Origin of the sequence: Nesterenkonia lutea, from assembly GCF_014873955.1 — a bacterium.
In the GTDB taxonomy this organism is placed as follows: Bacteria; Actinomycetota; Actinomycetes; order Actinomycetales; family Micrococcaceae; genus Nesterenkonia; species Nesterenkonia lutea.
The window spans coordinates 2245794-2270759 of record NZ_JADBED010000001.1 but is presented as its reverse complement, the minus strand read 5'-3'; the positions used below and the strand labels follow the sequence as shown (position 1 = coordinate 2270759).

Genomic DNA, 24966 nt, shown 5'->3' with positions numbered 1-24966 from the left:
ATACTCGCCCTGATGGGAGCCTGAGCATGGCTGAGAAACTGCCCGAGCATCCGGATTTCCTGTGGAGGAACCCCGACCCGAAGTCCAGCTACGATGCGATCATCGTGGGCGGCGGGGGACACGGCCTGGCGACCGCCTACTATCTGGCCTCACAGCATGGGATGACCAATATCGCGGTGCTGGAGAAGGGGTGGCTCGGTGGCGGAAACATGGCCCGCAACACGACCATCATCCGCTCCAACTATCTCTGGGATGAGTCTGCTGCGATCTACGAGCACTCCCTGAAGCTCTGGGAGCAGCTGCCGGAGGAGCTCGACTACGACTTCCTGTTCTCCCAGCGCGGGGTGCTGAATCTGGCCCATACGCTGCAAGATGTCCGTGAGTCCCAGCGCCGGGTCAACGCGAACGCCCTCAACGGCGTGGACGCGTATTTCCTCTCCCCCGAAGAGGTGAAAGAGGTCTGTCCCATCATCAACATCGGTGACGACATCCGTTATCCGATCATGGGGGCCACGTACCAGCCCAGAGCCGGCATCGCCAAGCATGACCACGTCGCCTGGGCCTTCGCCCGCCGCTGCGATCAGCTCGGGGTGGATCTGATCCAGAACTGCGAGGTGACCGGCTTCCTCAAGGATGGTGACCGTGTGGTCGGGGTCGAGACCACGCGAGGCAGGATCTCCGCGGGAAAGGTGGGCCTCGCCGCCGCCGGCCACTCCTCCGTTCTGGCCGAGCTCGCCGGTGTGCGGCTGCCGATACAGTCACATCCGCTGCAGGCGCTGGTCTCGGAGCTCTTTGAGCCGGTTCACCCGACCGTCGTGATGTCCAACCACGTGCATGTCTATGTCTCTCAGGCGCACAAGGGCGAACTGGTGATGGGCGCAGGCATCGATTCCTACAACGGCTACGGACAGCGGGGCGCGTTCCACGTCATCGAGGAACAGATGGCAGCCGCAGTGGAGCTCTTCCCGATCTTCGCGCGCGCCCATGTGCTCCGCACCTGGGGTGGAATCGTCGACACGACACTCGACGCGTCTCCCATCATCTCCGATACTCCGGTCGAAGAGCTGTATGTCAACTGCGGCTGGGGCACCGGTGGCTTCAAGGGCACGCCTGCCTCGGGCTACACCTTCGCGCACATGATCGCCACAGGAGCGGCCCACCCGCTCAACAAGTCGTTCTCGCTGGACCGCTTCGAGACCGGGCACCTCATCGACGAACACGGCGCAGCCGCCGTGGCGCACTAGAAGGGCTCCGCAATGCTGCTGATCACCTGTCCCCACTGCGGTCCCCGCGACGAGGTCGAATTCCACTACGGGGGTCAGGCGCACGTCGCCTACCCCGACGACCCGCACGCGCTGACCGACCGCGAGTGGGCCGAGTTCCTGTTCTATCGAGACAACGCCAAAGGACTGTTCGCGGAACGGTGGCAGCACGCCGTCGGCTGTCGAAAGTGGTTCAACGCGGTGCGCGACACGGTCACCTATACATTCCAATCGACCTACGCCGCCGGAGAATCGGCGCCGAATGGGGTCGCCGCGACTCACGGAGGAACCCCATGACTGGCAGCCGTCTGGACGTTGGCACAGCTCCCGGACACGGGATCGACCGCAGCCGAGAGATCACGTTCACCCTGGACGGGGTGCCGTGCACTGGATACGCCGGTGACACCATCGCCAGCGCGATGATCGCCTCCGGACGTCTCGACTGCGGAGACTCCATCTACCTGAAGAGGCCCCGCGGAGTGCTCTCAGCCGGGATCGAAGAGCCGAACGCTCTGGTCAAGATCGCCGCGAGGTTCCCCGGACACGTGGATGAATCCATGCTGCCCGCCACTGCCGTGCAGATCGCCGAGGGAATGCAGGCGTCCTTCCTGCAGGGTCTGGGGCAGCTGGACCCGGGCCAGGACACCGCCGTCTACGACCACAAGTACGTGCACACCGACGTGCTCGTCGTGGGAGCAGGCCCTGCAGGTCTCGCCGCTGCCCGAGAAGCCGCGAAGACCGGGGCGCGGACCATGCTGATGGATGACCAGCCTCGGCCCGGGGGTGCGCTGCTTTCCTCCGACCAGGAACAGATCGATGGGCACGACGCCCGCGAGTGGGCGTCCTCAGTGGTGGATCGACTCTCGACGCTGGAGGATTTCAGCTACCTCCCACGGACCAGCGTCTTCGGCAGCTACGACTCCAACTACCTCATCGCGGTGCAGCAGCGCACCGACCACCTTGCACCACGCGAACGCCCAGGGGTGTCGCGACAGCGCATCTGGCATGTCCGGGCGACGCAGGTGGTGCTGGCCACCGGCGCCCATGAGAGACCTCTCGTCTTCGCCGACAATGACCGTCCGGGGGTGATGCTCGCCGGGGCCGTGCGGAGTTATCTGAACCGCTATGCGGTCGCGGCCGGCAGCGCCGTCGTGATCGCCACCACCAATGACAGCGCCTACGCACTGGTGGAGGACCTCGTTGCCGCGGGGACCCCTCCCGTGGCGGTGGTCGATTCGCGCCATGAGCCGTCTGATGCTGCGGCTCAGACCCTTGAGCGCACCGGTGTCCGCGGCATCTTCGGTTCGGTGCCCGTGGACACCGAAGGTTCAGGCGCGCAGGGCCGCTTGGCGGCGGTCACCGTCGCCGGTCTGGACGATGATGGCTCCCTCCGCGGAGCCGGTGAACGGATCGTCACGGACCTGCTGGCAGTCTCGGGGGGATTCTCACCGGTGGTGCATCTGCACAGTCAGCGCCAGGGACGCCTGCGCTGGAACGAGGACGTGGCGGGCTTCGTGCCGGCCACGTCCGTCGAGGCGCAGCAGACGGCCGGCGCCATGAATGGGACGTTCGTCCTTGGAGGGGCCCTGGCCGAGGGCGCCGTCGCGGGTCAGCAGGCTGCGCTGCAGACGGGCCGATCCGGCCCGCTGATGGTCCCTGAAGCCGCTATGCCGGAAGGACGCGAATACGGTGCCGGTCCTGTTCGGCCCGTGTGGCTCATTCCCAGCCGGGGGGAGGAGGACCAGGAGTGGGAACGCCACTTCGTGGACCTGCAGCGCGATCAGACGGTGGCCGATGTTCTGCGTGCGACCGGTGCCGGTCTCCGATCCGTCGAACATGTGAAGCGCTACACCTCGATCTCCACCGCCAACGATCAGGGCAAGACCAGCGCCGTCAACGCCATCGGGGTGATCGCCGCGGTGCTGAAGGAACAGATGGGTGAGGTGGGTGCCACGACCTTCCGCGCTCCCTACGTGCCGGTGGCCTTCACCGCGCTCGCAGGACGGCGCAAGGGAGAACTCTACGATCCCGCGCGCACCACGTCGATCCATCCGTGGCACGAGAGCCGGGGTGCGCTCTTCGAAGATGTGGGCCAGTGGAAGCGCCCCTGGTACTTTCCCCTCCCGGGAGAGGACATGGACACCGCAGTGCTGCGCGAATGTGCCGCCGTGCGCAGCTCCGTGGGCTTCATGGACGCCACCACCCTGGGCAAGATCGAGATCCGCGGTGCCGACGCCGGAGAGTTCCTCAACCGCGTCTACACCAACGGGTACAAGAAGCTCAAGATCGGCATGGGCCGCTACGGGGTCATGTGCACCCCCGACGGAATGATCTTCGACGACGGCGTCACGCTGCGCATCGAGGAGAACCGATACCTGATGACCACCACGACAGGTGGAGCCGCGAAGGTCTTGGACTGGCTGGAGGAGTGGCACCAGACAGAATGGCCCGCGCTCGACGTCGTCTTCACCTCCGTGACCGAACAATGGAGCACCATCGCGGTGGCCGGGCCGAAATCCCGCGCCGTGGTGGCGAAGATCGCCCCTGACCTCGATGTCAGCCAGGAAGCCTTCCCCTTCATGGCCTTCCGCGAGACGACCCTCGCCAACGGCATCCCAGCCAGGATCTGCAGAATCTCCTTCTCCGGGGAGCTGGCCTTCGAAGTCACTGTGGAGGCCTTCTACGGCTTGGCGGCCTGGGAGCTCATCGCCGAGGCAGGCGAAGAGTTCAACATCACCCCCTACGGGACTGAGACGATGCACGTCCTTCGAGCAGAGAAGGGACTGATCATCGTCGGGCAGGACACCGATGGAACGGTCACTCCCCAGGACGCCGGCATGGAATGGGTGGTCTCCAAGCTCAAGGACTTCATCGGGAAGCGATCGTTCTCCAGGCCAGATACCTCGCGCCAGGACCGCAAGCACCTGGTGGGGGTTCTGCCGGTGGACAAGACCACTCGACTGCCCGAAGGCTCTCAGCTGGTCGCGGCCGGAACCGCGATCACTCCGCAGGACGGTCCGGTGCCCATGATCGGTCACGTCACCTCCTCCTATCTGTCCGCAGCGCTGGGACGGCCCTTCGGTCTCGCCCTCGTCGAGAACGGACGGAACCGGATCGGCGAGATCGTGAAGTCTCCCGTCGGCGACGCCGTGGTCGACGTCGAAATCACCTCACACGTCCTCTATGACCCCGAAGGGAGTCGCCGTGATGGCTGAAGACACAGCGACGCTGCAATCCATGACCAGCTCCACCGGAACGATCGCCATCTCCGAAGAGCTCGCTGCGCTGCGGCGCGCACCAGCCGCCCATCTGTGGGAACGCATGGCCGCCGCAGAGGTGAATGGTTCACGCAGTGTCGCACTGCGGGAGATCGCCTTCCCGACCCAGCGGGGAGTCCGAGTGAAGCCTGGCAGCGAGTCCGCTCGGAGGGTCGAGCAGAGACTGGGGATCACGCTGCCAGACCGGCGCGGAAACACCACTGGAGATGCGGACGGTCTGCACGCCATGTGGCTGTCACCGGACGAGTACCTCGTGGTGGATGTCTCCCGGGAACAGATCCCCGGAGAGGTGGAGCAGGAGGCCGCCGCACTGGAGGGGCTCCCCGGGCAGATCCTCGACCTCTCGGCCAACCGCGCGGTGCTCGAGCTCTCGGGCAGCTGCGCACGAGAGGTGCTGGAGAAGGGGTGCCACATCGATCTGCACCCTCGAGAGTTTCCGATCTCCGCAGCAGTGTCCACCCTGCTCGGGCCCGTGCCTGTCATCCTTCATCGCTCCGGGGAGTCCAGCTATCGCGTTCTTCCGCGCTCATCATTCGCCACCTTCACGGTGCTCTGGCTGCTGGACGCGATGACGGAGTACAGCTCAGAGCAGGTGCTGTGAGGTTCGCCCGCACTCAGCAGCCGTCCGAATGGCGGGTGGGATCGAAGACCGGGTAGGAATTGGAGACCGCAGCCTCAGCAACGAAGTCGTCTATCCATTATCCTGTAAGCGCCGACGCCGCCCGTCCGGTAGGCCGGAGAAGTCCGGTCATCGTGACGAGCGGCAGGGCACGGGGCTATAGCTCAGCTGGTAGAGCGCGTCGTTCGCATCGACGAGGTCAGGGGTTCGACTCCCCTTAGCTCCACATTCTTTCTTCGCGTTTCTGCTTGTCCCTCATCGGTGTCGATCGACACGCTTGCCGGCGTCGGGGGGAAGCAGCCCACCGACGTCTCCTCCCTGAGCACTGCACCCGGTAGGATCGCCCCAACGTCGCCACAATGAGGTGGCGGCGCCACGAAGTGAGGGAGACCGCACCTATGTTCTCGAAGATCCTGGTCGCCAACCGCGGAGAGATCGCCATCCGCGCGTTCCGCGCCGGCGTCGAACTCGGCGCACGCACCGTCGCGGTATACCCGCATGAGGACCGCAACTCCTTCCACCGCCAAAAAGCAGACGAGGCCTACCGGATCGGCGAAGAGGGCCACGCCGTCCGCGCCTACCTCGACATCGAGGAGATCATCCGCGTCGCCAAGGACGCCGGCGCCGATGCCATCTACCCCGGCTACGGCTTCCTCTCCGAGAACCCGGACCTCGCACGCGCCGCCGAAGCCGCCGGCATCACCTTCATCGGCCCGCCCGCCGATGTCCTGGAATCCACCGGTGACAAGGTCAAAGCTCTCCGCGCTGCCAGATCAGCCGGCGTCCCGGTGCTGCAGAGCTCCGAACCCTCCAAAGACACCGAAGAACTCACCCGCGCGGCTGAGGAGATCGGATTCCCGATCTTCGTCAAGGCCGTCGCCGGCGGCGGCGGCCGCGGCATGCGCCGAGTGGATAAGCGTGAGGACCTCGCCGAATCCCTGCGCTCGGCCATGCACGAGGCCGAGACCGCGTTCGGCAACCCCACCGTCTTCCTGGAACAGGCAGTGCTGCGTCCCCGCCACATCGAGGTCCAGATCCTCGCCGACGGCGAAGGCAACGTCGTCCACCTCTTCGAACGTGACTGCTCCCTGCAGCGCCGCTACCAGAAGGTCGTGGAGATCGCCCCGGCCCCGCACCTGGACGAGGACATCCGCCAGGCCCTGCACCGCGACGCCGTCGCCTTCGCCAAGGCCATGAACTACCGCAACGCCGGCACCGTCGAGTTCCTCGTGGACACTGTCGGGGAGCGCGCCGGGCAGCACGTGTTCATCGAGATGAACCCGCGCATCCAGGTGGAGCACACCGTCACCGAGGAGATCACCGACATCGACCTGGTCTCCGCGCAGATGCGCATCGCCGCAGGCGAGACCCTCGAAGACCTCGACATCCGGCAGGAAGACCTGCGCGTTCGCGGCTCCGCCATGCAGTGCCGGATCACCACCGAAGACCCGGCGAACGAGTTCCGCCCGGACATCGGCACCGTGACGGTCTATCGCTCCGCCGGGGGCTCGGGCATCCGGCTCGACGGCGGCACCGTCTATGCCGGAGCTGAGATCAGCCCGCACTTCGACTCCATGCTCGTCAAGCTCACCGCCCGCGGCCGCAACCACGAGACGGCCATCGCCCGTGCCCGCCGCGCGCTCTCCGAGTTCCGCATCCGCGGGGTCGCCACCAACATTCCCTTCCTGCTCAACGTGCTGGACTCCAAGGAGTTCCTCGCCGGGGACGTGGCCACCGACTTCATCGACGCCCACCCCGAGCTGGCCAAGATCAACCGCTCCCAGGATCGTGGGTCCAAGGCCCTGCAGTACCTCGCCGACATCACCGTGAACCAGCCGCACGGGCCCCGCGTGGAAGGCATCGACCCGCGGGACAAGCTGCCCCACTTCCCCGGGGATAAGCGTGACGAACCAGACCGCAGCCCCTTCGACGGCCCCTCCGATCACCCCAAGCCCGAGGGCTGGCGACAAGTCCTGCTGGCTGAAGGCCCCGAGGGTTTCGCGAAGAAGCTCCGCGAGCAGAGGGCCCTTGCAGTCACCGACACCACCTTCCGCGACGCCCACCAGTCCCTGCTCGCCACCCGGGTGCGCACCCGAGACCTGCTGGCCGCCGCGCCCGCGGTCGCGCATGTGACCCCCGGTCTGCTCTCAGTGGAGGCCTGGGGCGGTGCCACCTACGACGTCGCGCTGCGCTTCCTCTCCGAGGACCCGTGGGACCGGCTGCGCCTGCTGCGCGCGGAGCTGCCGAACATCCCTCTCCAGATGCTGCTGCGCGGGCGCAACACCGTGGGCTACACCCCCTACCCGCTGGAAGTCACCGACGCCTTTGTGGCCGAAGCCGCCGCCACCGGAGTGGACATCTTCCGGATCTTCGACGCGCTCAACGACGTGAACCAGATCGTCCCGGCCATCGCAGCAGTCCGCAAGACCGGCACCGCCGTGGCCGAGGCCGCGATCTGCTACACCGGCAACCTCACCGACCCGGCCGAGGATCTCTACACCCTGGACTACTACCTGGGCCTGGCCCAACAGATGGTCGACGCCGGCGCGCACATCCTCGCGATCAAGGACATGGCCGGACTCCTGCGCCCCTCCGCGGCAAAGACGCTGGTCACCGCCCTGCGTGAACGCTTCGATCTTCCGGTGCACCTGCACACCCACGACACCGCCGGCGGCCAGCTGGCCACCCTGCTGGCAGCCGCCGAGGCTGGAGTCGACGCCGTCGACGTCGCCGTGGCATCCATGGCCGCGACCACCTCCCAGCCGCCCGCCTCCGCCCTGGTGGCAGCGCTGGAACACACCGAACGCGACACCGGACTGGGTCTGGAAGCAGTGGCCTCCATGGAGCCCTACTGGGAGGCCGTGCGCTCGATCTACATGCCCTTTGAATCCGGGCTGCCGAGTCCCACCGGCCGCGTCTACCGCCACGAGATCCCCGGCGGGCAGCTGTCGAACCTGCGCCAGCAGGCCATCGCGCTGGGCCTGGGGGAGCGGTTCGAATCAATAGAGGACATGTACCACGCGGCCGACACCATGCTGGGCCGGCTGGTGAAGGTCACCCCGTCCTCCAAGGTCGTCGGAGACCTTGCCCTGCAGCTGGTCGGCATGGACGTGGACCCGAAGGAGTTCGAGGCGAACCCGCAGAGCTTCGACCTGCCCGATTCGGTGATCCAGTTCCTCGCCGGTCAGCTCGGTGACCCACCAGGGGGCTGGCCCGAACCCTTCCGTTCCAAGGCGCTGCAAGGCCGCACGGTCAAACCCCTGGACCAGGACCTCTCCGATGAGGACTCGGCGTCGCTGCACTCGGAGCACCCAGCCGCACGGCGCGCCACCTTGAACCGGCTGCTCTTCCCCGGACCCACGAAGGACTTCGAGGCCGCCCGGGAGAAGTACGGCGACGTCCAGGTCCTGCATACCCGGGACTTCCTCTACGGGCTGCGCACCGGCTACGAGCATGTGATCTCCCTGGGCAAGGGCGTGCGCCTGCTGGTCACCCTGCAGACCGTCTCGGATCCTGATCCCAAGGGCTTCAGGACCGTGATGTGCACACTCAATGGCCAGGCCCGCCAGGTCGGGGCCCGCGACGACGCCGTGGAGGCCACCGTCGCCGTGGCGGAGAAGGCTGACACCTCTAAGCAGGGACACGTCGCCGCGCCCTTCGCCGGCGCGGTCTCACTCACGGTCGAGGAGGGTGAGACCGTCGAGGCCGGGCAGAACGTGGCCACCATCGAGGCCATGAAGATGGAAGCCGGGATCACGACCCCGGTGGCGGGAACGGTCTCCCGGGCAGTGCTCTCCGGCGTGCAGCAGGTCGACGGCGGGGACCTGCTCCTCGTCGTCGAGCCAGCAAAGTGAAGCCGTCGCCCCCTGTTGCAGAAACCCATCACCGATAGGATGGCGGCAGTGCACCGATGACGCTGCCGTATCTGACTTAACGCCTAAGGAGCTCACACGTGGCTGTTGCAACCCCGGACAAGTACAACCAGATGATCGATTCCGCGAAGGCCGGCGGATACGCCTACCCCGCGGTGAACGTGACCAGTTCGCAGACGCTGAACGCCGCCATCCGTGGCTTCGCCGAGGCTGAGTCTGATGGCATCATCCAGGTCTCCACCGGCGGTGCCGCGTACTGGTCCGGCGCCAGCGTCAAGGACATGGTGGTCGGCTCCCTGGGCTTCGCCGCCTTCGCCAAGCAGGTCGCCAAGAGCTACGGCGTGAACATCGCGCTGCACACCGACCACTGCCCCAAGGACAAGCTTGACGGCTTCGTGCTGCCGCTGCTGGAGGCCTCTGAGGCGGAGGTCAAGGCTGGCCGCGACCCGATCTTCAACTCCCACATGTGGGACGGCTCCGCCGAGACCCTCGAGGAGAACCTGCGCATCGCCGCCGAGCTGCTTCCCCGCAGTGCTGCCGCCAAGCAGATCCTCGAAGTCGAGATCGGCACCGTCGGCGGTGAAGAGGACGGTGTGGAGAATGCCATCAACGACAAGCTCTACACCACCATCGAAGATGCCACCGCGACCATCGAGGCCCTCGGCCTGGGTGAGCACGGCCGCTACATGACCGCGCTGACCTTCGGCAACGTCCACGGCGTCTACAAGCCCGGGGGCGTGAAGCTGCGTCCGGAGATCCTCAAGGACATCCAGGACCTGGCCGCCGCGAAGTACGGCCGGGATCGTCCCTTCGATCTGGTCTTCCACGGCGGCTCCGGCTCCTCCGAGCAGGAGATCTCCGACGCCGTCTCCTACGGGGTGATCAAGATGAACATCGACACCGACACCCAGTACGCCTTCACCCGTCCGGTGGCCGGCCACATGCTCGCCAACTATGACGGGGTGCTGAAGATCGACGGCGAGGTCGGCAACAAGAAGACCTACGACCCCCGCGTCTGGGGCGCCAAGGCCGAAGAGTCCATGGCCGCCCGCATCGTCGAGGCCTCCCAGCGCCTCGGCTCCGCGGGCAAGACCATCAAGTAGCTTCACCGGTCAGCCCGGTCAGCCCGGTCAGCCCGGTCAGCCCGGTCAGCCCGGTCAGCCCGGTCAGCCCGGTCAGCCCGGTCTGATCAGCTTGACCAGCACGACGACGGCGGCCGCCCCTTCTCAGCAGGGGGTGGCCGCCGTCGTCGTTGCCTGGGGTCCTATGTCCACCGATCAATGCTCTGCGGGACGAATCCACGCCCCGATCGCAGCCAGCGCGCCGCCAGCCAGGCAGAGGCCCGCGGCCACTGCCGCCATGACCGCCGGATTCCAACTGCCCTGCACCACTCCGAAGCCCGCAGATCCAGCGGCCTGTCCCGTCGCCAGCGCGATGAACAGCACGGAGGTGCCCGCTCCCGCGTGATCGGGCCAGACGCGCCGCGCCCAGAGGATCAACACTCCGGACAGCGCCATGTACCCCGCGCCGAAGATCGCCATGCTGGCGCAGGCGGCGGCAGCATGCTCCCCGAGCAGCGCCCAGGCCAGGACTGCGCTCGCGACCGCCAGCATGCCTGCTGTGATGCTCCACCCGGCATGTACGCCCACCCGGGTCACCAGCACTCCGGTCAGGGTGCCCAGCAGTCCGCCCGCGCCCAGCACGATCCAGAGCCAACCGATCTGGTCTGGGGCCACAGCGCCGGACTCAGTGACCAGCAACGGCCCGAAGGTCCAGATCAGCGCAGATCCTGAACCGGCGACCACGGCTGCGGTGCCAGGCAGCAGCAGCTTCCGCCAGTCGGGTGTCCTCACCACTGGGGAGGCTGCTGAGCCCGAGCCACTCTCACCGTCCGCGCCCCCTGCCGACGTCGGGGCAGCGGTCTCACCTCCATGTGAAGCCAGCTCTGTGCGTCCCTGCAGCGGAAGAATCACCGACGCCGCGGCCGCGGCACACAATCCCGCCATCAGCAGCCACGCCGTCCCGATCGAGGGGGCGAGGAACGCCACCATCCCGGCGCCGATCACTCCCGCGGCAGTGCCGGTGTTCACCACTGACTGGGCGGTGGCGCGTGCGTGGACGGCGACCACCGCGTCGATGACCGGCACCAGCGCGGGGGAGGCGAAGCCCCCGCCCATTCCCGCCACGACCACGGCAGTCACGAACACCGCCGGATCCGTGGCCACGGCGATGCCCAGAGAACCTGCCGTCGCTGTCGTTCCGGCGAGCACGAGTCCCGCACGCGGACGCCGATCTACCAAACGAGCCGCCATGACCGCCGCCACCGAGTAGGCGATGAACTGAGCCGCCGCCGCCCAGCCGAGCACCTCGACGAGCTCAGGCCGTTCGGCCGCCAGCCGCGGCGCGAAGAGTCCGACGCCGAAGCGCGCCATCCCGTACGTGGCGGCGATCAGCAGCATGCCTGCGAAGGAGATTCCCAGGCCTGAGCCACGGGCAGGTGAGCGCATGCCCGTTCGAGCATGGGCGTCAGTGCGCCGAGAAGTCTTGAGCATGGGGTGCCTCCCAGGGTCCAGGGTCGAAGCATAACGATCGTTTCAGTGTAACGAACGTTATACTATTTCCATGGCGAACCCCACACGCACCCGAGACCGGATCCTCGATGCTGGCGAAGGCTTGTTCTTCCAGGAGGGCATCGCCACCACCGGTGTTGATCGCGTGGCCGCCAGCGCCGGGGTGTCGATCGTCACCCTGTACAAGCACTTCGGATCCAAGGACAATCTCCTCCGCGAGATCCTCGCGCGGCGGCTGGCGGAATGGACCGTGCACTGGGATGCAGCGATCGCCGCTGCCGATACGCCGCAGGGGCGGCTGCTGGCGATCTTCGACGCCGTTGAGAGTTTCCGCGCCGCGGCCGGAGCGACCCAGTGGTGCTGCTTCCTGGCCACCGCCTCGGAGCGCCCAGCCCCCGAGCCGGGCAGTGCGGACTCGGTCTTCGACCTGATCCGGCAGGACACCGACATCGTGACCCAGCGACTGAGCGCATTCGCGCGCGAAGCAGCGTGCCCCGATCCGGACGCCGGCGCCGCGACCCTCCTGCTGCTCTACAACGGAGTGCTCTCCAGCCTGCTGCGCGGCGCACCCGCACAGCCTGTGGCCCGGGCTCGCGCCGCAGCCGGGCAGCTCATCGCCGCCTGGTGAGCCGAACGGCGCATGGCCTCTCCCCGGTGGAGGCGCCGCGGAGGTGCTGCGGCAGGGCCGCAAGGAGGCGCTGCGGGAAGGCCTCGAGGAGGCGGGGGCGGCCGCCGCTCGGGGAATGGACGGACGCTCGATAGGGTTGAGGCTTGGGAAATCGTCAGATTCGGCCACCACCCCGGGCGGCCGAGCCCCACAAAGTTCGGAGAATCTCATGGACATCTCTTCAATCGCCCTGCGCGCCGTGCCCGGAGCCTTCATCCTCAATGCCGGGATCGGCAAGCTGAAGCTGGACAAGGAGTCTGCCGCCGGAATGCAGGGGATGGCCGCCACCGGCGTTCCTGCGGTCAAGCAGCTCTCCCCCGAACAGTTCGGCAAGTCCCTGGCCTGGGGCGAGATCGCCCTGGGCAGCGCGCTGCTCACGCCGTTCGTCAGCAACCGCGTGGCAGGCGTCGCCCTCGGCACCTTCGCCAGCGGCATGCTCAGCATGTACTTCCGCAATGACTCCATGACCCAGCAGGACGGCGTTCGCCCCACGCAGGACGGCACACCGTTGGCGAAGGACGCCTGGCTCGCCGCCATCGCCGTCGCGCTCATCGGTCTCGGCAAGAAGTCCAGCCGCCGGAACAAGTGAGCCGCACCCAGTGAGTGCCGCTGGCCCTGCGAGAGAGCGATGCCCATGACCCGCGAGAAGCTGCTGCTGCTCGACTTCGACGGCACGCTCTGTCTCGGCGACGACCCGGTCCTCTTCTACGCCGACCGGGTGGACGCCCAGCTGGCGCAGCGGGGACTGGGGGGCTTCTTCGCGGGAACCACCGTGCGCGAGATCCTCAGCGGCGCCTTCGCCGCGAACACGCTGCTCGTCCCGCAGATCAGGTACGACGCAGAGGGCATCCCGCTCACGGTGCGCAGCGAGCCCACGCATGATGATGCCAAGGCGCACCCGGTCTCCTGGCCCCTGCAGGACGGCTATCAGCTCGTCCAGCTGCTGGCCCGGCAGGCCGGGCTCAGCGACGCAGAGTCGGGGGAGGGCTTCCGTGCGGCCCGCAAGGACCTCCTGGCGCATGGGCTCGAGCACACCGATGTGCATGCTCCATCAGGCGCGCGTGAGCTGGTGGCCGAGGTCGCTCAGCGCGCCGTCGTCGTGCTGGTGACGAATTCCCCTGCGGAGGTGTTCGCCCCGTGGCTGCAGGCGCTGGGGCTCAGTGGCGCCTTCGACCTGGTCATCAATGATGCGCGCAAACCCTTCGGCATGCCAGCGGCGCTAGAGCGCGCCCGCACCGCTGGCCGCGCTGGCGCGCCCGAGCGGCCGACTGATCCGAGGCGGGTCCTCTCGGTCGGGGACATCTGGCGCAACGATCTCGAGCATGTGGCCAGCCTCGGCGGCACCACGGTCCTGATCGACCGCTTCGGCACCGGCCTGGGAGAGCCCGATCACCGGGTGGAGGGCTTCGACGGCGCCGCCGAAGCAGTGTCCACCTGGTCTCATAGCGCAGCCAGGGTGTAATCTCCGTCACATCGCTGATAACCGGGTGTTAACAGTGTGTGACGGGTTGGCGAACAGCCCCTTCACCGGTTGGAGGGGCCTGAGGCGGCCCTTAGAGTGAATTCAGAATCGCACGAGGTCAGCGGCATCATCGCGCTGAGCTGGAGCGTGACTCGCCGAGTGCCGCAACACTGAAAGTCCTACGTGGTCCGGACCGGTGTCGCCCTTGCATCTTGATGAAGAGGAAACTCCATATGCGTATGAAGACCAAGTCCACGTTCGCTCTGGCGGGCGTGCTGACCCTGGCACTCTCCGGCTGTGTCGCCGACGGAGAAGAGGCTGGCGGCGATGAAGAGACCGAAGAGACCAGCGACTCCGAGGCCGCTGAGATCAGCAGCGTCGACGAGATCGTCATTGCGCTCGTCCCCTCCAACGACGTCGATGACATCGTCGAGAGCGCCGAGCCCCTGGCAGATGCACTCAGTGACGCCCTCGGCGGGTTCCCCGTCCGCGCTGAGGAGACCCAGGACTACCTCGGTGCCATCACCGCCATGCAGACCGGTGACGCCCAGGTGGTCATGTCCGGTCCCGTCGGCATGATTCAGGCCGAGGAGCAGGCCGACGCGGTGCCGATCACCCAGTCCGTCCGCTACGGCTCCGAGGTCTACGTGACCCAGTGGTTCACCAATGACCCGGACACCTACTGCATGGACGAGCCGGTCGACGTCCCCGACGACGACGGCAACTCCATGCTCTTCTGCAACGGCACCGACGAGGCGGAGCCCGGAGCGGTCGGGGAAGAGGCGCTCGAACTGATCGAAGAGGGTGCCACCGTCTCCTACGTGGACCAGGGTTCAGCCTCGGGCTACTACTACCCCGCCACCCAGCTCAATGAGCTGCTCGGCTTCGCCCCGGGCGAGGGCGACATCGACGAGCAGTTCGCCGGCAGCCACGACAACTCCGTGCTGAACGTCTACAACGACAACGCCACCATCGGCACCTCCTTCGATGATGCTCGCCAGAACGTCGTCGAGGAGAACCCCGACGTGGGTGAAGAGGTCGTCGTGTTCGCCTGGGCCGGTCCGATCCCGAATGACGGGATCGTCGTCTCCTCCGAGTTCAGCGAGGAGGAGCAGCAGATCCTGACCGACGCTTGGCTCGCTGTGGCTGAGGACGAGGACGGCCTGGCAGCTCTGGACGAGGTCTACGAGATCGAGGGCATGGTCGAAGCTGATGAGGAAGCACTGGACGGCGCTCGCCAGGTGTACAACGACTTCGGTGAGTGACCTGCAGACCCTTTTGAAGAGAGGAACCAGTCCTCCGTGAGTCCGCGGTCCGGGTGCGAAGCTCCCACGCTCCAGGCGTGAGCTTCGCACCCGGACTCGGCCGGGACACCAGACCATGATCACTTTCGAGAACATCGACGTCGTCTACCCCAATGGCTTCAAGGGGCTGAGCAACGTCAACCTGCAGATCAACAAGGGCGAGTTCGTGGCCATCGTCGGGCTCTCCGGGGCGGGCAAGTCCACGCTGATCCGGACGGTGAACGGACTGGTGCCCTTCACCTCGGGCACGCTGACTGTGGGCGACGTCGTCGTGGACCCCCGGAGCAAGGCCAAGCTGCGCCGGCTGCGCTCACGGGTGGGGATGATCTTCCAGTCCTTCAACCTGGTCACCCGCGTCTCGGTGCTGAACAACGTCCTGGTCGGACGCTCGGCGGAGACCCCCACCTGGCGCTCTCTGCTCGGCTGGTACCGGGCAGAGGACAAGGAGCTCGCCTTCCAGTCGCTGGAACGCGTGGGCATCGTGGACAAGGCCTATATGCGGGCCGCCTCGCTCTCCGGCGGCCAGCAGCAGCGCGTGGCGATCGCCCGCGTGCTGGCCCAGGATCCCGAGGTCATCCTCGCCGACGAGCCGGTGGCCTCCCTGGACCCGCCCACCGCACACAAGGTCATGCGGGATCTGCGCCGCATCCAGCAGGAGCTGGGGATCACCACCATCGTGAACATGCACCACCTGGACCTCGCCCGCAGCTACGCCGACCGCGTCATCGGCATGCGCGGCGGAGAAGTGGTCTTCGACGGCCCCGTGGAGGAGGCCACCGACGAGGCCATCGAAGAGGTCTATCAACGCTCGCTGACCGCCGAGGACATCGTCACCGCCGACTCGGCCCCGGAGTAGCGCGTGGCCTCCACCTCCCCCGCGACACCGTCCTCTTCAGCAGCACCGTCCTCTTCTGAAGCACCGTCCTCTTCTGAAGCACCTCCCGCTGCTCGGGGGCGCCGCCCCGGCCCGCAGACTGCGCAGACAATCCGCCCGGAGCCCCCGCGGCCCAGGGGACTGGTCTACCTGGAGCTGGTCGGCCTCGCCGTCCTCGCCTTCATCTTCTTCTGGGTCACCCAGGAGTCCGGGGACATCCTGCTGATCCCGCTCGGGTTCGTGACCCTCTGGGCGCCGCTGAATCCACTCATCGGCCTGCTGGTCATGCTGGTGGTCCTTGCGCTGTGCTTCAAGGCCAAGGTCGGCACCATGGCGGCCTTCGGGACGGTGGCTTTCATCGCCATGAGCTACTGGGCCGGAGCCACCGTCCGGTTCACGCTGCTGGAGATCCCCGAGCGCTGGTCAAATGTGGAGCCCCGCCTCATGGCGTTCCTTGACCCCAACTGGAGCTACATCTGGACCGTGCGAGACCAGTGGCTGATCACCATCTCCATGGCGGTGGTGGCCACCCTGATCGGCTGCGCCATCGGCCTGGTGCTCGCCATGTACGCCTCCCCGGTCTCCAGCCCGAACAAGGGCACTTCACAGGCGATCAAGGCCGTGAACTCCGTGATCCGCTCCATCCCCGACGTCGGCTGGGCGCTGCTCTTCGTGGCCTTCATCGGCGGCACCGCGCACGGCCTGGGCCCCATGGCAGGCATCCTCGCGCTGCTGATGTTCAACATCGGCATCGTGGCCAAGCTGCTCAGCGAGACCATCGACGCCGTGAATCCCGGGCCCGTGGAGGCGGCCGACGCCTCCGGCGCGAATCTGACTCAGCGCAACCGGCTGGCGATCCTGCCGCAGGTCCTCCCCGGATTCGTGTCCTACGGCCTCTACGTCTTCGAGTTGAACATCCGCGCCTCAGCCGCGCTGGGGATCGTCGGCGTGGGCGGCATCGGCTCGGCCATGATGCTGCAGCTCAACCGCTTCCAGTTCGAGAACGTCGCTGCCATCCTGATCGCGCTGATCGTCGTGGTGCTGCTGGTGGACCTGTTCTCCATGTACATCCGGAGGAAGCTGCTATGAGCAACGGAAGACTCAATGCCGGCCCGGGAAGCACCTCCCGCCCCGGTGCTGACAACGACCCTGACGCCCACACCGACCCCGACGCCCACACCGACCCCGACGCCCACACCGACCCCAGCGACCACGCTGCAGACGCCACCGCCGGCGATGCCGCTGCGCAGCCCAGACAGCCCGGTCAGCCGCGATTCGCCCCTGACGCCCTGGACCGTCGCCCGGTGCGGCCCTCCAAGCTCGGCTACAACATCGGCATGCTCACCGTGGGCATCATCTTCATCGCCGCGGTCTACGGAGCGGGCATGGACTTCGGCGCACTGCTGAACCTGCCCGCCAGCATCGTCCAATACGGCCAGCTCATGGCACAGGGCGTCTTCCAGGTCCCGGATGAGACGGTCGCGGGCTACTGGGCCCAGTCCTTCGACGCGATGTTCGAGTCCGTGGCCATCGCCTGGGTCGGCACCATGGTCGGTGCGCTGTTCTCCCTGCCCATGGGCTTCCTCGCCGCGCGAAACATGTCCCCGCTGCCGGTCTACATCGTGGTGCGCTTCATCCTCTCTGTCATCCGCGCGGTCCCGGAGATCATCTTCGCCATCGCCATCATGCTGCCGCTGTTCGGATTCGGCAGCGGAGGCGGCGGTGCGCTGGCAGGCGCCATGGCGCTGGGCGTGAGCTCTATCGGCACCCTCTCCAAGCTCATCTCCGAGGCCATCGAGGCGGTGGACGGCGGCCCGCTGGAGTCCTCCCGCGCCTCCGGCAGCAACCAGCTTCAGATGATCCGCTGGGCCGTGATGCCGCAGGTCATGCCCGAGGTCGTCGCGATCTGGCTCTACCGCTTCGAGGTCAACATCCGTGCCTCGGCGATCCTGGGCGTGCTGGGCGCCGGTGGAATCGGCTCGCTGCTCTCCGTCGTCTTCGGCGCCCGGGAATGGGACCGGATCGGGATCGTCCTGGTGGTCATCATCGTGGTCACCATGGTCGTGGACCAGATCTCCGCGTTCATCCGGCATCGGGTGATCCACGGGGGCGGCGCGCGCAGCGACGGAGGAGAGACCCCAGAGGACGACGACGGCGCCCCGGATCCGGGCCCCGAGCACGGTCCCCGGGTGGAGGACGATCCGGCTCCCAAGGAGAACCGGGCAGCTGCAGGGCTGTAGCTGTGCGGGCAGTAGGATGGGCGCATGAGCATCGTCGGTCAGAACCTGATGGAGCCGGAGCCCACGCTGCTTCCGGCTGAACCCGAAGTCTCCGAATCGCTGGCCACCGGCGAGGAGCCCGTCGACCTGGCTGCCAAGCACCCGGAATCCTCGCTGGTGTGGGCCCTGCTCGCCGAGGACGCGCTGGACCAGGGATACACCGTGGAGGGCTATGCCTACGCCCGCGTGGGCTATCACCGCGGGCTCGATGCGCTGCGCGGCTCCGGCTGGCGCGGCGCAGGCCCCGTCCCGTGGAGCCATGAGCCCAATCGCGGCTTTCTGCGTGCCCTCGGTGCGCTCGGACAGGCAGCTGCCGCCATCGGCGAGGCGGCCGAGGTTGAGCGCATCATGCAGCTGCTGCGTGACTGCGACCCCTCAGCGGCTGAGTCGATCAGCCGCCTGCGCTGAGCCTGCACAGACCGGCACAGATCGTCACTGACGTTCACGGACCTTCACTGACACGCATGCTGGGAGGGTGGCCCGACGATGGCTAAGCTCTATTTCCGCTACGGCGCCATGAACTCGGGCAAGTCCACCGGACTGCTGCAGGCCGCGTTCAACTATGAGGAGCGCGGCCAGCGGGTCCTGCTGGCCAAGCCGCAGGTGGACACCAAGGGCGAGGATGAGATCGTCTCCCGCCTGGGGGTCACGCGCAATGTGGACTTCCTCATTCCGCCCCGGGCCCCGCTGCGCCAGCTCGTCGCTCAGCATGCTGCGGGCACCACGCCGGGCACCCTGCTCGATGACATGGAGGCAGAGTCAGGAGCGCTGAACCGCCAGATCAAGCCCGTGGCCTGTCTGCTGGTGGATGAGGCCCAGTTCCTCGCTCCGGAACAGGTCGAGGACCTGCTGCGCATCGCTGTGCTCGACGATGTGCCGGTGCTCGCCTATGGCATCCGCACCGATTTCCGCACGACCGCCTTCCCCGGCTCCGCCCGGCTGATGGACCTGGCCCACGCCCTCGAGGAGCTCAAGACGATCTGCCGCTGCGGCCGCAAGGCGGTCTTCAACACCCGCCGCTCCGGGGAGGGCATCATCTTCGACGGCGACCAGGTCGCCATCGACGGCGCCGACATCTGGTACGAATCCCTCTGCGCCGCCTGCTACCTGGAAGCTTCCGGCGGCAGGCTCGGCTAGGACAGCCCAGCCAGGCCAGCTCAGTGTCGGCGGCGCGGCCGGTCCTGCTGTCGTCCCAGAACCGCCAGGCCCCCCGCGGCGGCGGCCACCAGGGCACCTGTGGCGAGCAGCCTCCGGCCCGCCTGGCGACGCCGCCCGTCCCACCCGCCGTGGAGCTCGTGGCGCTCGGAGGGGCTGGGCTGGAAGAGGTTGCCGTGGGTGGCAGCCGCCGGCTGGGTGGACGAGAGGTGCTTTTTGTCCACCTGCTGCGCCATGAGTGACTCCACAGAGGCTGGACTGACTCTGTGCTGACGGATCATCTGCTTGGCGGCGGAGCCCACCGGCATGTCGTGGCGAGGCTTCCGTGCGGCTTTCAGGAGCACCTCGGCGACCTCCTCCGGAGAATGCACAGGCGGCATGGCCAGGACCTTGCGACCCGTGGCGTTGGCCACCTGGTCGAAGAACGGCGTGTCGATCGTCGGCGGCAGAACTGTCACGACATGGATGTCCTTGAACTTGTCCAGGGCGAGCTCAGAACGCAGGCTCACCGACAGTGCGTTCACCCCGGCCTTCGAGATCGAATAGGCCGCGGTGTAGGGCTGCGGGACGTGGCCCACCACGGAGGAGACATTGATCAGGACGCCCTGGCCCTGCGGACGCATATAGCGCAGCGCCGCCCGGGCCCCGTGGACGTAGCCCATGATGTTGACGTCCAGCACGCGGCGGAAGTCCTCGAGCGGTGCGTCGGCGATGGAGGCGAAGAGTGAGACCGAGGCATTGTTGATCCAGACATCGATTCCGGCGAACTCGCGGACTGCCTCCTTCGCCAGCTGATCAACTGCGCGCGCATCCGTGACGTCGGTAGGGACCGTGAGCACTATGACCCCTTGTTCGCGGCAGGTCTCCGCTGCGTCCTCCAGCGCCTCAGCGTCGCGGGCCGCAAGGACGAGGTTGGCACCCGATTTTGCGTAGCGCACAGCGGCGGCCCGGCCGACTCCGCTGGATGCTCCGGTGATGACGACTGTTGACCCTTTGATTCGCATGGCACGCTCCAGACTTCTTGAGAGGGACAGGTGTGCGGTGCAAGTGGTCTGAGACTAGGGAGCCTCGCTGAGCGGTCGCTGGACACGAGCAGATGCCATGCGAGCCGGTGAAGCTGCTCGGCCGAGGGGCGCCCGGAGTTGCGGGTTGAACTGCGTTGATAGAATCACTCGGGACGCCTTTGCCAGCACGGGTGCTCCCAGACCAGCTCAGCCCGGGAAAGGACCGCCATGCCAGCCATTGTGATCGTCGGAGCCCAGTGGGGCGACGAAGGTAAGGGCAAGGCCACAGACCTGCTCGGTTCACGAGTCGACTATGTGGTGAAGCCCAATGGCGGCAACAACGCAGGACACACCGTGGTCGTGGGCGGTGAGAAGTTCGAGCTCAAGCTCCTTCCCGCCGGAATCCTCTCGCCGAACGCCGTGCCGGTGATCGGCAACGGTGTGGTGGTCAACCTCGAGGCGCTCTTCCACGAGATCGACGGACTCGAGGCCCGCGGCGCTGACACCTCGAAGCTGAAGATCTCGGCCAACGCCCACCTGGTGGCTCCGTACCACCAGACCATGGACAAGGTCGCCGAGCGCTTCCTCGGCAAGCGAGCCATCGGCACCACTGGGCGCGGCATCGGCCCGACCTATATGGACAAGGTGGCCCGGCTCGGGATCCGGGTCCAGGACATCTTCGACGAGTCCATCCTGCGGCAGAAGATCGAAGGTGCGCTGCGGCAGAAGAACGAGCTGCTGGTCAAGCTCTACAACCGCCGTGCGATCGCCGTGGATGAGATCGCTGAGTACTTCCTGGACTTCGCCGAGCGTCTGCGCCCCATGGTCGTGGACACCACCATCCTGCTCAATGACGCCCTGGACCGCGGCGAAGTGGTGCTGATGGAAGGCGGACAGGCGACCTACCTCGACGTCGACCACGGCACCTATCCGTTCGTCACCTCGTCCAACCCCACGGCGGGAGGGGCCTCGGTCGGTTCCGGCATCGGCCCCACCCGGATCAAACGCTCCATCGGGATCGTCAAGGCCTACACCACCCGTGTGGGCGCAGGCCCGTTCCCCACGGAGCTCTTCGACGAATGGGGCGAGTACCTGCAGAAGACCGGTGGGGAGTTCGGCGTCAACACCGGACGCCCTCGCCGCTGCGGGTGGTATGACGCGGTGATGGCGCGCTACGCCTCGCGCGTCAATGGCTTCACCGACTTCTTCCTCACCAAGCTCGACGTGCTCACCGGCATCGAAGAGATCCCCGTCTGCGTGGCCTATGAGGTCGACGGCGTGCGCCACGACGAGATGCCCATGACCCAGACCGAGTTCCATCACGCGAAGCCGGTCTTCGAGAACTACCCCGGCTGGACCGAAGACATCTCCGGCGCCCGGACCCTGGACGATCTTCCGCTCAACGCACGGAACTACGTGCTGGCCCTGGAGAAGCTGAGCGGCTGCCGGATCTCCGGCGTCGGCGTGGGCCCCGGACGTGACCAGGTCATCGCGATCCACGACCTGATCGAGGACTGAGACCGGCCCAGGGATTCACCGCGCTCCGGTGTGGCGCGGCCTGTGCGGACTGGCCCGTGGAGTGGACCGTGCCGAGACTGTCCGGTCGTCGCGCGGCCAGAACGCCCACCCCACTCCCAGCGTGGCTGCCAGCGTGACAGCGCCCAGCACATAGGGGTTGTTCATCTGGTTCACGGCGTTGGCGATATGCGGGATGTGGAAAAAGGAGACGCGGGCCTCGGTGATCGCATAGGGATACGGGTCCTCCACCTCGTTCGCGTCGCCCTGCATGCGGATGACACGCTGCTCGGGAATTTCTCCGGGATCGACGCTGGTCACACGGTGCGTCACCGGAAGCTGCCCGTCCCGGTCCACCGTGAGGACGTCACCGACCTCGACCTGGTCTGCCGGAATCTCGCGGACGACGGCGACGGAACCGGTCGGGATCGTCGGTTCCATCGACCCGGTGCGGAACATGATCAGTGAGACGTTCAGAGCCCAGCCGGCGATGACCAGCAGGATCGATATCACCCCGAGCGCAGCTGCGAGCCACAGGAATAGCTCGCTGAGGATATGGAGCAGGCGTCTCACACCCCGCGCTGATCCCATCAGCAGTCTGGCTGCAGGTGGTTCCGGATGTCCCGCTCGGTACCCAGGTCTAGCCTCGCGATGTCATGAGTAAAGGCATGGCCGCTCCTGATCAGGGCGGCCCAGTTGCCGGAAGGGAGGTTGTAGGAGTAAACGTGTCCAGCCTTGGTCGGCGGTGGCACGTTGTCTGGCCACCACACGATCTTGACGTCGTCGATTACATCCGGGCAGACGATCTCAGCGAGATCCACGGTGATGCCAAACGGAATATAGTACTCAGACTCCGTCTCCACCGTGGCGTGCAGGGCGATTTGCCAGTCAGACTCCCTCACGTCGAGGTCCCACGTGAACAGTGTCGGGTCGACACTGGGATAGGGGACGGTGCCCGTGTGAGTGCAGAAGCTCAGCGAGCGCGTCTCATTGGCCGCCATGAAACGAGTATCCCCGCGCCAGTCCTGGAAATCTTTTCCACGAATGGTCCAGATGGATGATGTGGAGTCGAAATCTCCGGTCCACCTGCCCTCTCCGTGTATGTCGAACTTCGGTGAACCGTCCGAGTCATAAGGCGTCCAGCCCCAGAACGGAGCTTTGGAGGTGTCGAAGCTGTACTCCCATTCAACAGCTTCAGCGGTGGCGTTGGTGAGAGTGAAGTTCTGACAGAAATCCGGTGCCGGCACGTATTGGGTCACAGACACGAGCTGATAGCTGACTCCCTCAGGGGCAGGGTCTTCATCCGTGCCGTCTCCCTCATATCGGAGTTCCGCAGCGGCGTACTCTGAGTCGGTCCATGCCGCTTCGGTAGGTTCCGGGGACTGATTCAGGGATCCGATCGTCAAGGCGGCGACGCCAAGTATGGCCGTCCAGGAGCCGATCCGGAGGCGGGTGGACATCATCCTCGGCCCTCTGCACCTTCTGTGGTCCCAGCCATCTCCCAAGAAGCATTGACAGAAGTGCCCCGCGCAGAGTCAGCATTCTCTTCAGGCAGGAGGACGGAGAAGCAGAAATCAACCTGATTTGCGCCGTGGGCGGCGAGGAGCTGGGAGCTCTCCGGACTCGCTCCTGTGGCGAGCGGCGACCCGAGCGGGACGATCTCCGCGCTGCTAGCGGCGAAGGTGTCTGCGTTGCACGCCGGGGACGATGGGGCCTCCGTCGGCAGGCGCCTGACGCCGTAGGTCAGATGTTCACCCAGTCCTGTGCCGTTGTCGGCATCGGCCACTGGGACAACGGTGCCGCCTACGGACTCAGCGGCGGTCGAGACGCTGAACAGGGCATAGACGGTGTTGCCGGGAGCGATTCGTCCCACGTCTGGCAGGCCCATGTCCAGCGAAGCGGGACTCTCTGGGCTGTACTGAGTGAACTCCTGGCCGTCTGTGGAGCTGGTCAGGATGAACTCCCCCGCCGTGAGCGTCGCCCCGGCGCTCTGCGGGGCGTTCCAGGATGCCACGGTCATGACGGCACCCAGTCCCAGCACAGAACCGCTCGCCAGGAGTGCGCGCACCTTGTCGCGGCGCACGTTCCGCGGGTTCTCAGGCAGTCCCCTCCGGGGCGGCTCAGAGGCAGGCGTGATCATGAAGAGAGCTTACGGGAGGATGTCCCTTAGTTGGCAGACGCAGAGGCAGGGGCGGACGCGGACGCGGTCTGGACTTCCCATGTGACGGAGGCTGACTCGCTGCTGATGAGATTCTCCGAGGCGGTGACTTGGAAGCAGAGCTGGGTGGTCTGATCAGTAGTGCCGCTGTCGTTGCCGAACTCGATCGACTGCTGCACCTCGCTGAGTTCAGTGAGATCTGTGCCGGTCGCGATTTCAGAGCCGGCAGTCGTCTCCGTCGTGCATTCAGCGTCCCGTTCAAGCTGCCTGACTTTGACCGTGTAGTTCTCGGTCTGTCCCGCGCTTGTGGGTGCCGTGATCGCCTCTATCTCGCCCGCGTAGCTGCTGGTGCTGGTCGTCTGCAGCCAGAGGCTGGCAACGTACTTGTCATCTGGCGCTGCGTTGGCAGCTCCAAAGGTGAGCTCTGCAACGTTCGACTCCCCGTGGTCTGTGTAGGTCACGTCATCGGCCGAGCTGACCACGTCGTACTCTCCGGCCGTGAAGTTTCCTTCTGCGAACTGGGAATCGTTCCAGGTGGCCATCGTCACGACCGCGCCGATGCCCAGCACTGTGCCGGAGGCGAGTATTGCCTTGATCTTCTTCCGGCGGGATGATCCGGTCGCGTTCTCTGAGTGTGCGGCGTGTGTGGGCGCAGGCATGAGGAGCCTCCTAGGCGTCATCGTGTCGGACCGACAGTTGTTCGCGTCACGGTCCTGGAAATGGAGCGGGCATGTCTCCGCCACGGGTGTTGAGCGGCCGCAGCGGGCAGTGGGGCGGGATTCTGATGGAGACCCATCAGGGAATTGCCAGGGCGATTCGTGGTTGGCGTGACCACGGGCCCTGTCCGTCCGGCGCCCCGTCCTCTCGGCAGGCGCATAAGTTTGGGTATAGGGGCCATCCTAGACATGGAGACCCGGAAATATAGACAAAAGTCTCTATTCGGACGA

Annotated in this window: 22 protein-coding genes and 1 tRNA gene; 17 read left to right on the top strand and 6 right to left on the bottom strand. The window is 66.5% G+C overall.

Going from position 1 to position 24966, the window contains the following annotated elements; translation table 11 throughout:
• Nucleotides 1–26 precede the first annotated feature (26 nt).
• The 7 genes from H4W27_RS10345 (at nucleotide 27) to fbaA (ending at nucleotide 10134) form a co-directional block, all read left to right on the top strand.
• Nucleotides 27–1244 carry a sarcosine oxidase subunit beta family protein gene (locus H4W27_RS10345; RefSeq protein WP_192595862.1) on the top strand — a complete coding sequence of 406 codons (1218 nt, stop codon included), beginning with the start codon at nucleotides 27–29 and terminating at the stop codon, nucleotides 1242–1244.
• Nucleotides 1245–1256: 12 nt separating this feature from the next.
• Nucleotides 1257–1559 (top strand): sarcosine oxidase subunit delta, encoded by a 303-nt coding sequence (locus H4W27_RS10340; RefSeq protein WP_192595861.1) that lies wholly within the window; start codon nucleotides 1257–1259, stop codon nucleotides 1557–1559.
• The gene (locus tag H4W27_RS10335; RefSeq protein WP_192595860.1) at nucleotides 1556–4477 is read left to right on the top strand and encodes a 2Fe-2S iron-sulfur cluster-binding protein; all 2922 of its coding nucleotides are present in this window, start codon (nucleotides 1556–1558) and stop codon (nucleotides 4475–4477) included. Before H4W27_RS10340 ends, H4W27_RS10335 begins: the two co-directional genes overlap by 4 nt.
• Nucleotides 4470–5141 (top strand): sarcosine oxidase subunit gamma, encoded by a 672-nt coding sequence (locus tag H4W27_RS10330; protein WP_192595859.1) that lies wholly within the window; start codon nucleotides 4470–4472, stop codon nucleotides 5139–5141. Before H4W27_RS10335 ends, H4W27_RS10330 begins: the two co-directional genes overlap by 8 nt.
• 171 nt (nucleotides 5142–5312) lie before the next feature.
• A tRNA-Ala gene (locus H4W27_RS10325) sits at nucleotides 5313–5385 on the top strand.
• Nucleotides 5386–5557: 172 nt separating this feature from the next.
• Nucleotides 5558–9013, top strand: coding sequence for a pyruvate carboxylase (locus tag H4W27_RS10320; RefSeq protein WP_192595858.1), 3456 nt, complete (start codon nucleotides 5558–5560; stop codon nucleotides 9011–9013).
• Between the two features lie 98 nt (nucleotides 9014–9111).
• Nucleotides 9112–10134 (top strand): class II fructose-bisphosphate aldolase, encoded by a 1023-nt coding sequence (gene fbaA, locus H4W27_RS10315; RefSeq protein WP_192595857.1) that lies wholly within the window; start codon nucleotides 9112–9114, stop codon nucleotides 10132–10134.
• A 174-nt stretch (nucleotides 10135–10308) separates the two neighbouring features.
• Here fbaA and H4W27_RS10310 read toward each other — a convergent pair whose 3' ends face one another.
• Nucleotides 10309–11583 carry an MFS transporter gene (locus H4W27_RS10310; RefSeq protein ID WP_192595856.1) on the bottom strand — a complete coding sequence of 425 codons (1275 nt, stop codon included), beginning with the start codon at nucleotides 11581–11583 and terminating at the stop codon, nucleotides 10309–10311.
• A 70-nt stretch (nucleotides 11584–11653) separates the two neighbouring features.
• On the opposite strand from H4W27_RS10310, the gene H4W27_RS10305 reads away from it, so the two are divergent.
• The 9 genes from H4W27_RS10305 (at nucleotide 11654) to H4W27_RS10265 (ending at nucleotide 19324) form a co-directional block, all read left to right on the top strand.
• Nucleotides 11654–12229: a TetR/AcrR family transcriptional regulator gene (locus H4W27_RS10305; protein ID WP_192595855.1), complete on the top strand. Its 576-nt coding sequence runs from the start codon at nucleotides 11654–11656 to the stop codon at nucleotides 12227–12229.
• A gap of 208 nt (nucleotides 12230–12437) precedes the next feature.
• A complete protein-coding gene (locus H4W27_RS10300) occupies nucleotides 12438–12857 on the top strand; it encodes a hypothetical protein (RefSeq protein ID WP_192595854.1) in 420 nt (139 codons plus the stop codon).
• A 45-nt stretch (nucleotides 12858–12902) separates the two neighbouring features.
• Nucleotides 12903–13730: an HAD family hydrolase gene (locus H4W27_RS10295; protein ID WP_192595853.1), complete on the top strand. Its 828-nt coding sequence runs from the start codon at nucleotides 12903–12905 to the stop codon at nucleotides 13728–13730.
• 233 nt (nucleotides 13731–13963) lie between these two features.
• Nucleotides 13964–14995 carry a phosphate/phosphite/phosphonate ABC transporter substrate-binding protein gene (gene phnD, locus H4W27_RS10290; protein WP_225939084.1) on the top strand — a complete coding sequence of 344 codons (1032 nt, stop codon included), beginning with the start codon at nucleotides 13964–13966 and terminating at the stop codon, nucleotides 14993–14995.
• 115 nt (nucleotides 14996–15110) lie between these two features.
• Nucleotides 15111–15890, top strand: coding sequence for a phosphonate ABC transporter ATP-binding protein (phnC, locus tag H4W27_RS10285; protein ID WP_192595852.1), 780 nt, complete (start codon nucleotides 15111–15113; stop codon nucleotides 15888–15890).
• Between the two features lie 3 nt (nucleotides 15891–15893).
• The gene (gene phnE / locus H4W27_RS10280) at nucleotides 15894–16997 is read left to right on the top strand and encodes a phosphonate ABC transporter, permease protein PhnE (protein WP_192595851.1); all 1104 of its coding nucleotides are present in this window, start codon (nucleotides 15894–15896) and stop codon (nucleotides 16995–16997) included.
• Nucleotides 16994–18148, top strand: coding sequence for a phosphonate ABC transporter, permease protein PhnE (phnE, locus tag H4W27_RS10275; protein WP_192595850.1), 1155 nt, complete (start codon nucleotides 16994–16996; stop codon nucleotides 18146–18148). Before phnE (H4W27_RS10280) ends, phnE (H4W27_RS10275) begins: the two co-directional genes overlap by 4 nt.
• 24 nt (nucleotides 18149–18172) lie before the next feature.
• The gene (locus H4W27_RS10270) at nucleotides 18173–18595 is read left to right on the top strand and encodes a DUF3151 domain-containing protein (protein WP_192595849.1); all 423 of its coding nucleotides are present in this window, start codon (nucleotides 18173–18175) and stop codon (nucleotides 18593–18595) included.
• Between the two features lie 78 nt (nucleotides 18596–18673).
• Nucleotides 18674–19324: a thymidine kinase gene (locus tag H4W27_RS10265; RefSeq protein ID WP_192595848.1), complete on the top strand. Its 651-nt coding sequence runs from the start codon at nucleotides 18674–18676 to the stop codon at nucleotides 19322–19324.
• Nucleotides 19325–19344: 20 nt separating this feature from the next.
• Here the strand turns inward: H4W27_RS10265 and H4W27_RS10260 are convergent, their stop codons facing one another.
• The gene (locus H4W27_RS10260; RefSeq protein WP_192595847.1) at nucleotides 19345–20346 is read right to left on the bottom strand and encodes an SDR family oxidoreductase; all 1002 of its coding nucleotides are present in this window, start codon (nucleotides 20344–20346) and stop codon (nucleotides 19345–19347) included.
• A 228-nt stretch (nucleotides 20347–20574) separates the two neighbouring features.
• Between H4W27_RS10260 and H4W27_RS10255 the strand changes: the two genes are divergently transcribed.
• Nucleotides 20575–21864 (top strand): adenylosuccinate synthase, encoded by a 1290-nt coding sequence (locus H4W27_RS10255; protein ID WP_192595846.1) that lies wholly within the window; start codon nucleotides 20575–20577, stop codon nucleotides 21862–21864.
• A 15-nt stretch (nucleotides 21865–21879) separates the two neighbouring features.
• Here H4W27_RS10255 and H4W27_RS10250 read toward each other — a convergent pair whose 3' ends face one another.
• Genes H4W27_RS10250 through H4W27_RS10235 form a run of 4 tightly spaced genes read right to left on the bottom strand, consistent with a single transcriptional unit; the run spans nucleotide 21880 to nucleotide 24678 of the window.
• Complete coding sequence (locus H4W27_RS10250) at nucleotides 21880–22452, bottom strand: signal peptidase I (RefSeq protein WP_192595845.1); 573 nt, start codon at nucleotides 22450–22452, stop codon at nucleotides 21880–21882.
• Nucleotides 22452–23324, bottom strand: a complete 873-nt coding sequence (locus H4W27_RS10245; protein ID WP_192595844.1) for a hypothetical protein — start codon at nucleotides 23322–23324, stop codon at nucleotides 22452–22454. Before H4W27_RS10245 ends, H4W27_RS10250 begins: the two co-directional genes overlap by 1 nt.
• Nucleotides 23321–24001, bottom strand: a complete 681-nt coding sequence (locus tag H4W27_RS10240) for a hypothetical protein (protein WP_192595843.1) — start codon at nucleotides 23999–24001, stop codon at nucleotides 23321–23323. Before H4W27_RS10240 ends, H4W27_RS10245 begins: the two co-directional genes overlap by 4 nt.
• A 26-nt stretch (nucleotides 24002–24027) precedes the next feature.
• Nucleotides 24028–24678: a SipW-dependent-type signal peptide-containing protein gene (locus H4W27_RS10235; protein ID WP_192595842.1), complete on the bottom strand. Its 651-nt coding sequence runs from the start codon at nucleotides 24676–24678 to the stop codon at nucleotides 24028–24030.
• Nucleotides 24679–24966 lie beyond the last annotated feature (288 nt).